Raw genomic sequence first — 12,928 nt, forward strand, 5'->3', positions numbered from 1 at the left:
ATCCTCATGACATGGCCAACCATCGCCGCTGATGCTCGAATAGTACCTGGGCTCGGTAGCCCTCTGCAACCGGCTTCCCCACATGCTATGATTCGTCGGGATTCTACCGTTACACTCTGTGACCCACGCACCAGCCATGAATGCTATCGTAGCCTGGATGAATCGGGTACTCGCCAGAATAGTGATCTGCGCTACCGTGGCCTTCTTACTGCAACCTCAGATCACTCTCGCAGAAGCACCGGAGACGGCTTTTCAAGCTGCCCTAGAGTCACTCTCTCCAGAACGGATATTGGCCGACATCCGAACACTCAGCGGCCCCTCGTTCAACGGACGGCAAACCGGCACGAGCGCCGATCTCGAGTCTGCACGGTGGGTGGCGCAAGAGTTTCTTGCAGCAGGCCTGCGGCTCACACGGGTTCACAATGGATCGCTGATCGTACCGTTCTTCACTGGACAGGATGGGACTTCATCCGGTGCGATGGCCACGCTGATCCCCACACCAGTGCTCACACCGGATCCAATCCTACGCGTTGGACCGACAGATCATCTGATCACCAAAGCTCTTGGCTTGGACTATCTCCCCATTTTTGATTCGCCTTCCGCAGAAATCCAAGCCCCGGTCGTCTTCGTCGGATATGGCATCGTTGATACGACGCAACACATCGATGACTATGCCGGTGTCGACGTGAATCATTGCATCGTGCTGTTTCTACGAGGCAAGCCGGAACACTACAGGCAAACCATCAGCCACGCCGATAAGGTGCTCTACGCGCAAGAGCGTGGAGCGATTGGCTACTTGACGGCAACAGGCCCCATTCTCCATCCCTATGAAGTCCGTCGCGGCGTCACGGGGAAGCCCAGCGCCTTCTACGGCCAACTGCCTCAGGACCAGGCGATTCCCGGCGCGTGGATCAGTACTGCGCTGGCACAGGAACTTCTCCAAGCCGCAGATGGTCCTAATGCTGATCACCTGCGTGTCCTCCAAGAACGTCTGAACCAAACGACCTCATCACAAGCAACCAAGACCGAGCAGTTCGTATCGCTTCAGTGGAGGACAACGACTGAGGATGGACTGCTCATCAATGTGCTTGGAATGATCCCGGGAACAGGGCCGGAAACCGTGATTATCGGAGCCCATCGAGATCACTTCGGTCGTCCCGGTGGGATCCTCTTTCCGGGCGCCGACGACAACGCCTCGGGAACGGCAGTCATCCTAGAGATAGGACGGGTACTCGCCAAGCTTGAGAGACGTCCTTCCCGAACCATCCTCTTCGTCTCGTTCAGCGGAGAAGAACGCGACATGCTCGGCTCACGCCTGTATACCGCACGCCCCGCCGTACCGCTCCCGCTCACTAAAGCCATGATCAACATCGACCATGCCGGAGTCGGCAGTGGACGACTCACCGTCGGAGTAACTGGGATCGAGAAGGATATTGCCTTGGAGGCGGGTCAGTCTGCCGACCTAAAGGAGAAGCTGGATCTCTATGGGTTTTTCCCTGGTGGCGATCATGTCCCGTTTAAAGAAGCTGGCGTCCCAACCATTACTATCGTCAGCGGCGGCGTCCATCCACACTTCCATCAACCAACCGACGCCGCTGACACCATCGATCCCAAGATCCTCAAAGCCACAGCCCGATTCGTCTTGGCCTTGACGTGGCGATTGGCCTATGGATCGAAGGACATTGGAGACGAATCTAGCACCCTAGCTCCGTTACCATAGCAAACGAAGTGAGGCGCCGCACACCGATTGGCACGCACAGCTGCAACCGGGGAGCTTGCTCAATAAGGCAATGGTTCTAGCAACCCCGACTCAATCGGCGGTAATAAATCCGTCTGGCGTGGTGGCGGAGGTAGAACGGTGGGACTCCCGATCTGGTTCGCACCCTGGATCAGCCCAATGGACAATTGCGGACCAAACGTCATCATGGCTCCGCTCCAGGCTTGTCCCGTGGTTGGATTGCGAAAGTTGTACGATTGGAAATTTTGTCCCGGCGTGAAGAGAAATCCCTGCGTTCCCTGGTTATCAATGTAGAGACTACCATTGCCGAACTTGAACATCGGAGAAACGCCTCCGGCGAATGACCGAACGCTCGATGCATTCTGCGCCATCGCCGTTCCCTCGTCCGAAAGGGTACTGATGCTCAGCAGCCACAACAGCCCACCTACTGACCAGAGATATCGCACGCAGTACCTCCACATATCCATGACGTGAACCATCCAACCAAGTATAGTATGCTCTTCTCTCGGACCTTGATCAAGGAGACACCTATGAATAGCGCATCCTCGTTCTACCGATATCGTCTCACGATCATTGTGATCGCAGGATTGGCATGTGTCTCCTCGCCACACAGAAGTTGGGGGTTGGATATCACTCAACCGATCCCGACGGAGCGTCGTGAAACGATCTCTCTGGCCGACGCAGCCGTCCGCGCACTGCGAAGCAACCTCGACATCAGCATCAGTCGACAGAATCGCGAAAGTCGACTGGCCGATATCATCATCGAGCAATCAAAGTTCGACCCAAACCTGAGCATCAACGGCCAATACAACCGAACCGTGAATCCGCTCAATCGCCCCGTCTTCGGAGGAACCGTAGGAGTCCTCGACCAGATCACCACCTTCGATCAACGAAGCCATTCGCTGACGGTCGATGCACAAACCAACCTGATCACCGGCGGCAACTTCGACATCAACTATAGTCCGGCGCGAAACAGTATCAACCAAAACGTCGCACGCGGATTTCTGTTCAATCCAGCCTGGACGGGAGGGCTGGCGTTCACGTTCACCCAACCCCTACTTAGGAATGCGGGAATTGCCATCAACAAGACCTTCATCAAGGTCGCTCAAAACAACGCGATCGTCGAACAACATGTGTTTCGAGATCGAGTCATGACCGTCATCACCTCGGTGGAACAAACCTATTGGGAAGTCGTCTTTGCGAATGAAAATCTGAAGGTTGCCCAAGCCGCCTTGAAAGCCGCAGAGGAACTCTTGGCTGCCAACCGAGCCAAGACCAAGGCTGGGGTCATGTCGATTGTCGATGTCCTACAGGCCGAAGCCGCAATGGCCTCGCGAGTGGAGCAGGTGTTAGTGGCCGAGAAAGCCATCCGCGACCAAGAAGATCAGCTACGGCGGCTTTTGAATCCCGGCGAGGAGGATCTGCGGCAAGACGTCCGGCTCACACCAGTTGATCCTCCCATCACCGTTCTTGAACCCCTAAGCCTCCAAGAGGCCATCGACACCGCCATCGAACAACGGCCTGAAATTACACAGGCCAAGAAAAATGTCGAAACCGGCGAACTCAATAAACAGTTTGCGCGTAACCAGCTGCTCCCCACGCTCTCACTCCAAGGCACAGTCGGACTCGCCGGCCTGGGGGGGGACTATAGTGAATCCTTCACCAGAAACTTCAGCGGCGACTTTTACAATTATGGCGCGGGCTTGGTGCTCAGCTATCCGCTCGGGAACCGAGCCGCCGTCAACACTTATAGCAAGCGAAAGCTTGAGGCACAAAACGCTGAGGTGGCCCTCGCGAACGTGCGCCAGCAGATCATCGTCGGCATTCGTGAAGCAGTACGCCGAGTGCAGACGGATTTTAAGCGGATCGAAACCACCCGATCCGCACGCATCATGGCGGAGAAACAACTCCAGGCCGAGCAGGAACGGCTGAAAGTAGGACTCAGTACGACACGCTTCGTCCTCGAGTTCCAGCGCGATCTCGCCACCGCGCAAGGGAACGAGTTGCGTGCAGTCGTCGATTACAATAAGTCGTTGTCCAACTTGTCTCGGCACAAGGCGACCACCTTGGACCGCTATCACCTCGAACTCTCATAGCATGAGACCCGAGCCCCCCCGGCTCAATCATAGTCACCTAATTCAATGGGGAGCAGCACTCGCGTTGCTCCCTATCGGAGCCACCCTCGGCTATTACGCCCTTCCCGCTTCTCTCCAGACTCAGCTACTGACTCAATTCACCCCGCAGCTGCTGGCCTATCTGGCGATGGGCCTCTGGGCTTCGCGCACATCTCATATCTCAACTCATCTGGGATTGGAACGAGCAAAAGTCATCATCGGGCTGAAGTGGGGGCTTCTGACAGGACTGACCCTAGGCTGCCTGAATACCTTCGTGATTCTGTCGATCTATCCGTCGCTCGGTTACGACATCACCTTTTTGAAACAGACACCGCACGGCCGGCTGCCTGTCTTGCTGATGGTACCCTGGTTCATCTGCGCCATCGCACTATTCGTAGAAGTAAACTTTCGCGGATTCCTCTTGGGGCGCTTGGCCGAATATGAACGGCAATGGAGAGGGGCTTACTCTGGTGAACAGCTCGCTCCCCTTGCCCTGCTGGCCACAACGCTGACGTTTACATTCGACCCCTTCATGGTGAATACCTTTCGACACCTTCATTGGATCGCCCTCTGGGATGGAATCATCTGGGGAATCCTCCGGCTCAAGACTCGCAATCTCTGGATTACAATCATCGCTCACGCTGTCGAAGTGATCGTGCTATACAGTGCCGTGAGGGCAGCGTTAGGCTAGAGTACGTTTTGCCGCGCCATACCAGACGGGGCGAAGCCTTGAAGAGGGAAACGACGAAGCCGTTTCGAGGACGTAAGGAGAAAATATTCCGTGAGCGATCTCATGAAGTCTGCAGTCTACTTTCTGTTGGGCGGCACGATCGTCAGCATATCCACCTATCTCGGTGCCAAAGGCAATTCTTTTCTCGCAGCCATGGCCAGCACCTTTCCCGCCATCACCGCTGCCACATTCATCCTGCTCTACATGAATAGCGGCGGCGCAACAACCGTCGATTACGCTAAGAACTTGATGTGGTTCGTCCCACCCTGGATCGTCTATGTCACCGCCATGATCATGGGCATTCCGCGCCTCGGCTTCTGGCCGGCGATGGGCGGATCGCTCGTCTTGTATCTGGGATGCGTGGGGCTTGTGAAGATCATGCTGCGGTAAGCTCGCAGGCTTCGTTCACCAGAACTCCGGCTTGCCAGAGGACACCTCATTAGGTACTGGCGAACATACGATTTTGGTGGGGACTCCAGAGTTACCCTCGAATCCCAAAGCAGTACAGGCCTTCGAGAAAGATCGCAGGAGGCAAAGGCCAGGAACGTGCGGTCATTCAAAGATAGATTAGACAAGAACCCTAAAACACAACAGGAAGCGATTGGATCGAGATCTTATTGATTGACCACCACGAGCACCACCCATACGCCCACCTTCGCTCAGTTTTGGACAGACTGCTGAATCATTCCACAACCCAAACGCCGTGACGTTTGATCGCATCGTACATGGCGTCAGGGGCAAGATCAGCACCATTGGCCCATTGCACAGTCCCCATGAAGACCTGGACTTGGGCAAAGACTTCAGGGTTACGCAACGGCTCGAATACCGTACCTTGGATAAGGAGGCCATTGAGAAAATTGCACAGATCGACTGCCCCCGTTGTGCCATCGGCAAACGTCACATGTAAACGGTGTACAGGCTCAGCCCGCACCGACACGACACGCCACGGGGCGACGGGTTGAATAGCGGGTTCTACAGCAAGGGGTCGATTGGCTTGGGAGATTTGAGTTGGCTGCATAAATTCCAGTCCTCCAGAAGTTCATCACGATGCTCCGCTGCCCATTCCCGAACAAGCGCCATAGCATGACGGGGGATCGCACCACGCAGTACGTTCAGATCCCTCAGATCAAAAATGGCTTCATGCTCTCCCATACAGAGCATGGAAATGTGGAGGGTTGTGATCCCGCCAGAACATTTGAATCACGATACCATAGAAGATGCTAATCGTCGGCATGTCAGCAATTTAGCACACTACTGACTAGCAGGTGACGATATCGTCTTCATATATAGCCCATTCTACAGGGCAGCATCAGAACCTGCTACTCAAGCACCACCGCCGTCCCATTGGCACTGACCATCAGCATACTGCTATTGGCACCGATCGTCTCATAGTCGATATCGATCCCGACGATCGCATTGGCACCCAGGTTTTTGGCTTGTTCCTCCATTTCCTCGAGCGCAATGGCCTTGGCCTTCCGGAGTTCTTTTTCATAACCAGCCGAGCGACCGCCGACGATATCCCGAATCGAAGCAAAGAAATCGCGAAAGACATTGGCTCCCAGAATCGCATCGCCGGAAACTAATCCTAAATACTTCACGGTCTTCCTACCCTCAATATTGTTCGTCGTCGATAAAATCATGAGTCCTCCTGGCTTAGTGTTTGCAATCTTTAAGGGGCGATTTCAAGCTCCAAGTGCAACAGGTGAGTGATGGCGCAGTTGCGCATAGACCTCCAGTGGGGTTGCAAAGCGAAGGCATTTCCGTGGGCGTGTGTTAAGGCGCTGGCCAATGGTGTTCAACTCTTGTTGGGTGTAGACGGGCAGGTCAGTCCCCTTCGGTAAATACTGTCGTAGCAGGCCATTGGTATTCTCGTTGGTGCCGCGTTGCCAGGGGCTATGCGGATCAACAAAGAAGACCTGGATTGAGAGGCGGGGTACAACCCGTTCGTGGTCCGCCATCTCTTTCCCACGATCGTCGGTCAGTGTTTTCCGCAGCGGGGCAGGCACATATCGGAGCTTCTTGGTGAAGCCCCGGTACGTACTGACGGCATCCGTACCGTCCTTCCAGGCCAGCCGCACGAGCCTCGTGGTCCGTTCCACCAGGATGCCCACAGCCGAGCCATTGCGGGCGCCTTTCAGTAAGTCGCCTTCCCAGTGGCCCGGCCCGGTTCGGGTGGCGTCGTCGGCCGGTCGTTCGGTGATCGGAGTCATGTTGGGAATCCGGCCCCGGAGGCCTCGGCCGCGTGCCCGTGGGTGACGGGTCTTGCGAGCCTGCCGCAGGGTGGCCAGCAATTCGCTCCGCAAGCTCCCTCGCGGCAACACGTACAATGCCGTGTAGAGGGTTTCGGTCAAAAGATTTTTCCCCATGTCATCAGGATACGCGCGTCGAAGGCGACCCGCAATCTGCTCGGGCGAGCAGCCCTGGGCCATGGGTCAATTGTGTCGTGACATACTGCCACAACCACGGATTGAGGAGTTTCCGGACGCGTCGTGGGTGATGGGCTCGGGCTGTCGCATGGCGCTGCACCGTGCAAGCGCGATACGGATGGTCTCGAGTCGCATTCCGAGCCACTTCGTGACTCAGGGTGCTGGGGGCCTGGCCCAAGATCCGGGCCATCGCACGGAAGGAATGGCTGTAGGCTAGGCCCAAACTCAAGGACTCACGTTCTTCCACAGTCAATGTGTCGGTACGAGCTGATGTGCATGGCAACACCCTAGTCCATCGGGACTGGTCGTGTTGCACTTGGAGTTAGAACTCAAGCCTCATATCGCACGGAACGCTTCCGGCTCGATTCACCGCCGCAACAGCGGCATCAATACATGATCTCTTTTCAATATGCTGAGTGAATTTCGACGTGAGGCTGATGAACACTCGGAGACTTTGAGCCATCTTCACACTCCCAGCGATCGATACGTAGTGGCGCATTCTCCAGTTTCGCCCGACAAAGGCAACCCTTCGGCAAGCCTGCTCTGAGCTGGTCGAAGGACTCATGCTTCGACCGGCTCAGCACGAACGGAGATCGGAACAATTCTCTGTCGTTGAACCAACTCCCCACTATTGCTACCATGCTCGGTCATTCACCACGAGGAACCCTCGCTGTGCCGACCCCCCTGCTCCCTAAACTCTCAACAGATCACCTCATCATTGAGGGCGCCAGGCAGAATAATCTCAAGAACGTCTCGCTGCAGATTCCCCACAATCAGGTCACGGCCATTACCGGCGTGTCTGGATCCGGTAAATCGTCTCTTGCATTCGACACGATCTTTGCCGAAGGCCAATGGCGTTATGTCGAGTCGCTCTCGACTTACGCCCGTATGTTCCTCGACAAGGTGGCTCGCCCGGATGTCGATCGGCTGATCAATGTCCGCCCGGCAATTGCCATCGAACAGAAGAATCAAGTACGAACGGCCCGTTCAACGGTCGGCACGACGACGGAGATCGCCGACCTGCTGCGCCTGCTCTTCGCTAAGATCGGTAACCCGACATGCCCAGATTGCAAGCAAGAAGGCCGCTCGTTCCAGCCTGACACTGTAGCTGATGATCTGCTGACTCGATGGCCCGATGCTCGAGCCATGATTCTATTCCCTACTACCATTCCCAAACCTAAAGAAGAGGCAGCATTTGTTCAATCGCTTCTCACTCGAGGCTTCACTAGGCTCAAAACGCAAGACGATGTGATTGATCTGCATGAGGCAGAACAACCTCGACTCCACAAAGCTCTATCACTCCACGTCGTCCTCGATCGTCTCGTCATCCGAGACGACAACCGCACCCGTCTGGTTGAAGCAATCGAAACGGCGTTTCGTGAAGGAGAGGGCCGCTGTTCCGTCGACATCATCGACCATGGACGACAGTCTTACAGCACACAGTTTCTCTGCCAGGGTTGCGGCCGTACCTTTGAGCCTCTCCGGCCGATTCTCTTTTCATTCAACCACCCGCTCGGCGCCTGCCCGGAGTGCAAAGGGTTCGGCAACGTGCTGCGATACGACCCGGAGCTCGTCATTCCAGACCAGACCAAATCCCTTGTCGATGGAGCCGTCGAACCTTGGAGTAAACCCAGCACGGCCTGGTGGCAGAAGCAGATGCTGCAGGCGATGAAAAAGAAAGGAGTCGATAGCACGGTCCCGTTCAAGTCACTGCCCGCGGATATTCAACGATTGCTCTGGGAGGGGGAGAAATCATTCGACGGCATCGACGATTTTTTCGAGTACCTCGAAGGGAAGCGCTACAAAATGCATGTGCGCGTGTTCCTCAGCCGCTATCGCACCCCCTTCGACTGTCCCAGCTGCCATGGCAGCCGCCTCAAGCCGGAGGCCCTCTTCGTCAAACTCGCCGGCAGCGATATTCACGAGACCACCGAGCGAACCGTGGAGAGTCTTGCCGAATGGGTGGACTCCCTGCCCCTGCGCCAATCTGAACAGGAGATCGCGTCGGACATTCTCCGACAGCTGAAAGCCAAACTTGCATTTCTCCAGCGCGTCGGCCTTGGGTACCTGACACTCAATCGGCAAACAAAAACCCTCTCCGGTGGGGAAGCCCAACGAGTAGCACTGGCAAATCAACTGGGTTCGCGACTGGTCGGTACGCTCTACGTGCTCGACGAACCGACGATCGGTCTCCATGCACGGGATACAGACTTGCTCGCCGGCATCCTCCACGACCTCGCAGCGAGTGGAAATACTGTCGTGGTCGTCGAGCATGACCGCCACATGATTGAGTCGGCTGATTTCCTTGTCGAGCTGGGGCCCCAGTCGGGAGAAAAAGGCGGAGAAATCGTCTGTGCAGCTCCGACGAAAGAATTCCGGCAGGACCGTCGAGCCACAACTGCCCGATACTTGCGTGGCGACGAGGAGATCCCGCAACCTCGGTCGCGACGAAACGGGAACGGCAAGATGCTGGTGCTGGCCGGGGCGAGGGAACACAACCTGAAAGACCTCTCCCTCCGCATTCCCCTCGGCATGTTGATCTGTGTCACCGGCGTGTCTGGTTCCGGGAAAAGTACGCTGGTTGAAGAGACGCTCTATCGGGCCATAGCCCGAGCCTTTCGTGTGGCATCTCTCCCTATGGGGCAGTTCACAGCGATCAAAGGTATCGAGCACCTCAAGGGCATCCGCCTGATCGATCAACAGCCGATCGGGCGTACACCTCGCTCCAATCCGATCACCTATCTAAAAGCGTTTGACGAGATCCGTCAGCTCTTCGCTGCGGAACGGGAAGCCCAACGGCAGGGACTCACGCCAGGACACTTTTCCTTCAATGCATCCGGTGGTCGCTGCGAACGATGCGAAGGCAGCGGGGTAGAGAAGTTAGAGATGTACTTCTTCGAGGACATCTATGCCCCCTGCGAGGTCTGCGAGGGAAAACGTTTCAAAGCAGATGTCTTAAAGATACAGTATCAAGGCAAGAACATCGCCGAAGTCCTTGCCATGACGGTGGAAGAAGCTCTCTCCTTTTTCAATGGGGCCCTGAAGCTACAAGAAAAGCTGCATCTCCTGACGTCGATCGGCCTGGGCTACTTACGGCTTGGGCAGTCCGCGACCACCCTCTCCGGCGGCGAGGCCCAGCGGCTCAAGATTGCGGCTGAACTCAAAGATGCTTCTGCCAAAGACGTGCTCTACATTATGGATGAGCCGACGACCGGCCTGCATTTCGAAGACATCAAGAAACTGCTCACCGTCCTCCACAAACTCGTGAATGCCGGCAACACGTTGGTCGTCGTTGAACATAATCTCGATGTCATCAAATCCGCCGACTGGATCATCGACCTCGGCCCAGAAGGTGGTGCTGCGGGCGGACAGATCGTCGCCGAAGGCCGGCCGGAACAACTTGTAACAATTGAGGCATCTCATACTGGACGATTTCTGGCAGAGGCCATGAGATCACCCACTTCACACCAGAGTTCCTGACAGCAATCGTGTCGTCAATATCAGAATAACCACTATCAGTATCCTCCCTTTTCCGCTTGGCTTTCGTATCATGTTTGAGTATCTTGACTTGAGTGACAGAGCTGCCCACTGCTGATCAAACACACCACGACATACGGAGTAATACTGAGACCATGATCCATGACGCGATTGGAGATCTGCCATGATTATCTCTATCATCAACCGTTCCCTTACGATTCCGGATCCTGCGCTGCAACGGGTCATTCGGGCGATCAACCGTCAAATCCGTGAAGATTTCGAACCCTACTGGAGCTTCGGCGCCACCCTGCGGCTGGAGGGTAAGGTCGGCAAACGCCCGAACAAGGAATCGCTCTTAGACCTTCGGGGCGATGCGATCATTTACCTTTGGGATAAGCCGAACGTTGAGGAAGCTCTCGGCTATCACGACACTAACGCGCGCGGCATTCCCTATGGTTTTGTCTTCACGGAACTCTCGAAGAAACTTGACGAACAATGGAGCGTGACCCTGTCGCATGAGGCGCTCGAGTTGTTGGCCGATGCACAGGTCAATCTACTCATCCAAGGACCACATCCCGAAAAGCCGACCCTCGAGGTCTTTCATTGGTTTGAAATGTGCGATGCCGTTCAATCTCAAACCTACCAAATCGACGGTGTTGAGGTGTCGAACTTCGTGCTCCCGCTCTATTTTACGAAAGAAGAGCAAGAAGGCGGTCGAAACGACTTTTTAGGGATGCTCACAAAAAGAAACGGGCTCGCATCGTTCGGCGTGGCGCCTGGTGGTTACATCGGCTTCTTCAACCCAAGGACCCGCACGCACGAGCAGTGGGCCCCTCCGAAGGACGCCAAAGCGAGAACACGCCTCGCGATTAAAGGCGCCGCAAAGTATGGCCGCGGCTATCTACGCAGATACACACAAGCAACGTCCAGTCGCGAACGTGCTCATCGTGAACTCCTGCACCGACGCAAGGTGAAGACGATTCCTGCCCGTGCGACGGATGAGCGCGACCCGATCAAACATGTCGTCGTCCTGATGTTGGAGAACCGATCGTTTGACCACATGCTCGGGGGCATGACCAAAATCGATCCCATGGTCGAGGGCATCCAGCCGAACCAACCCGCAAGTAATACCGCGCCAAACGGGACCATCGTTCAGCAACAACCCATCGCAGACTGGGTTGTCCGGCGTGATCTCAACCATGAGCTTGATGGCACACTGAAACAAATCGGCCCCCCGGCCAAACCGATGTCGGGGTTCGTTACATCGTATGTCGATCGCTATCAAGATGCGTCCGATGCGGAACTCGATCAGGTAATGGCCTACTTCCCATTCGGCGACGAACCGAACACTGACAGCCTTCCCGTCTTACACGGCTTGGCCCGCAATTTTGCCGTCTGCGATCACTGGTTCGCCTCGATGCCTGGACCGACTTGGCAAAACCGGTTTTTTGCGCATAGCGGAACCTGTCTCGGCCATACGGAAATGCCATCACAAACGAATCCTTTAGCCATGCGTCTCTACTACCAAGAGACCATTTTTGACCGCCTTTCTGATTCAAACATTGACTGGGCCATCTTCCACGATGGCATTCCGCAGAGCATCGTGCTCACTCGACTCCTCACTCGATATCTGACCTTCCGAGGCTATGACGGGATGGAGGGCTTCTTTGATGCGACTGCAGGGGATGCGGCGGAATTTCCACAATACGCGTTCATCGAACCCCGTTACTTCGGATCGACCGAGAATGACCAACATCCACCGGCTGACGTGAGGCAAGGCGAACAGCTGATTGCTGATGTCTACAATGCCATTCGTCAGAACAAGGCTTTGTGGGAGTCGACGTTGTTGATCGTGACGTATGACGAACACGGAGGCTTCTATGACCATGTCGCACCACCTAACACGGTAGCACCGGATGATCACACCGCACACTGGACCTTCGACCGACTAGGTGTGCGTGTGCCGACCATTCTCGTCTCACCGTGGATCAAGAAAGGTGTCATCAAGACCGTCTTCGACCACACCAGCCTGTTGCGCTATCTTTGCGACAAATGGGACCTGGAGCCCTTGGGCGAACGTATGCAGGCCAGTGCCGGAAACAAACAAGCGAATACCTTTGCCGAAGAACTCCTGACACTCGACTTGCCAAGAACCGACACGCCGGAAACATTGACGGCTAAGTCACCCCCAATGGCAAGAAGCAGGAGAGTCCTTGCAGAACCGCCCATTGAGGGCTCCCGAGAGGCCCTGCTGATGTACGTGAATCAATTGCCCGAACAGGTATCGAGAACGAGCAAAGGGTCTAGGCGACCAAGTTTAGGCCGAGGCAAGGCAAAGGGAACGCGCGAGTTGCCGTCACCCCTGTCCATCGAACAGGCAGAAGCCAAACTCGAACGATTGCGGACAAAACGGAAGGCGGGTGAGTAGCAACAGTCTCGCACA

Annotated in this window: 9 protein-coding genes and 2 pseudogenes; 6 read left to right on the forward strand and 5 right to left on the reverse strand. The window is 55.7% G+C overall.

Going from position 1 to position 12,928, the window contains the following annotated elements:
• Nucleotides 1-136 precede the first annotated feature (136 nt).
• Entirely contained in the window at nt 137-1,720 is a 1,584-nt protein-coding gene (locus COMA1_RS09785; protein WP_090747614.1) for a M28 family peptidase, read from the forward strand.
• A gap of 59 nt (nt 1,721-1,779) precedes the next feature.
• On the opposite strand, the gene COMA1_RS09790 is transcribed toward COMA1_RS09785, so the two are convergent.
• Nucleotides 1,780-2,184, reverse strand: a complete 405-nt coding sequence (locus COMA1_RS09790; protein ID WP_090747617.1) for a hypothetical protein — start codon at nt 2,182-2,184, stop codon at nt 1,780-1,782.
• An 84-nt stretch (nt 2,185-2,268) separates the two neighbouring features.
• Here COMA1_RS09790 and COMA1_RS09795 point away from each other — a divergent pair, with 84 nt between their 5' ends.
• The 3 genes from COMA1_RS09795 (at nt 2,269) to COMA1_RS09805 (ending at nt 4,972) form a co-directional block, all read left to right on the forward strand.
• A complete protein-coding gene (locus tag COMA1_RS09795) occupies nt 2,269-3,834 on the forward strand; it encodes a TolC family protein (RefSeq protein ID WP_176697980.1) in 1,566 nt (521 codons plus the stop codon).
• Between the two features lie 64 nt (nt 3,835-3,898).
• Nucleotides 3,899-4,543 carry a CPBP family intramembrane glutamic endopeptidase gene (locus COMA1_RS09800; RefSeq protein WP_176697981.1) on the forward strand — a complete coding sequence of 215 codons (645 nt, stop codon included), beginning with the start codon at nt 3,899-3,901 and terminating at the stop codon, nt 4,541-4,543.
• Nucleotides 4,544-4,633: 90 nt separating this feature from the next.
• Entirely contained in the window at nt 4,634-4,972 is a 339-nt protein-coding gene (locus tag COMA1_RS09805) for a DUF3147 domain-containing protein (RefSeq protein ID WP_245630989.1), read from the forward strand.
• Nucleotides 4,973-5,264: 292 nt separating this feature from the next.
• On the opposite strand, the gene COMA1_RS09810 is transcribed toward COMA1_RS09805, so the two are convergent.
• The 4 genes and pseudogenes from COMA1_RS09810 to COMA1_RS09830 form a co-directional block, all read right to left on the reverse strand.
• A complete protein-coding gene (locus COMA1_RS09810) occupies nt 5,265-5,600 on the reverse strand; it encodes a DUF2442 domain-containing protein (protein ID WP_090747625.1) in 336 nt (111 codons plus the stop codon).
• Nucleotides 5,555-5,816 (reverse strand): annotated as a pseudogene (locus COMA1_RS21820) (DUF4160 domain-containing protein). The gene COMA1_RS09810 and the pseudogene COMA1_RS21820 overlap by 46 nt, the downstream one beginning before the upstream one ends.
• Before the next feature lie 85 nt (nt 5,817-5,901).
• Nucleotides 5,902-6,222, reverse strand: a complete 321-nt coding sequence (locus COMA1_RS09825) for a heavy metal-binding domain-containing protein (RefSeq protein ID WP_090747634.1) — start codon at nt 6,220-6,222, stop codon at nt 5,902-5,904.
• A gap of 42 nt (nt 6,223-6,264) precedes the next feature.
• Nucleotides 6,265-7,286: pseudogene (locus COMA1_RS09830) on the reverse strand (IS30 family transposase).
• A gap of 394 nt (nt 7,287-7,680) precedes the next feature.
• Here COMA1_RS09830 and uvrA point away from each other — a divergent pair.
• Together uvrA and COMA1_RS09840 are read left to right on the forward strand one after the other, a co-directional pair.
• Nucleotides 7,681-10,488 carry an excinuclease ABC subunit UvrA gene (gene uvrA / locus COMA1_RS09835; RefSeq protein WP_218055356.1) on the forward strand — a complete coding sequence of 936 codons (2,808 nt, stop codon included), beginning with the start codon at nt 7,681-7,683 and terminating at the stop codon, nt 10,486-10,488.
• 181 nt (nt 10,489-10,669) lie between these two features.
• The gene (locus COMA1_RS09840) at nt 10,670-12,913 is read left to right on the forward strand and encodes an alkaline phosphatase family protein (protein ID WP_090747640.1); all 2,244 of its coding nucleotides are present in this window, start codon (nt 10,670-10,672) and stop codon (nt 12,911-12,913) included.
• Nucleotides 12,914-12,928: the final 15 nt, after the last annotated feature.

The organism is Candidatus Nitrospira nitrosa (assembly GCF_001458735.1).
GTDB lineage: Bacteria > Nitrospirota > Nitrospiria > Nitrospirales > Nitrospiraceae > Nitrospira_D > Nitrospira_D nitrosa.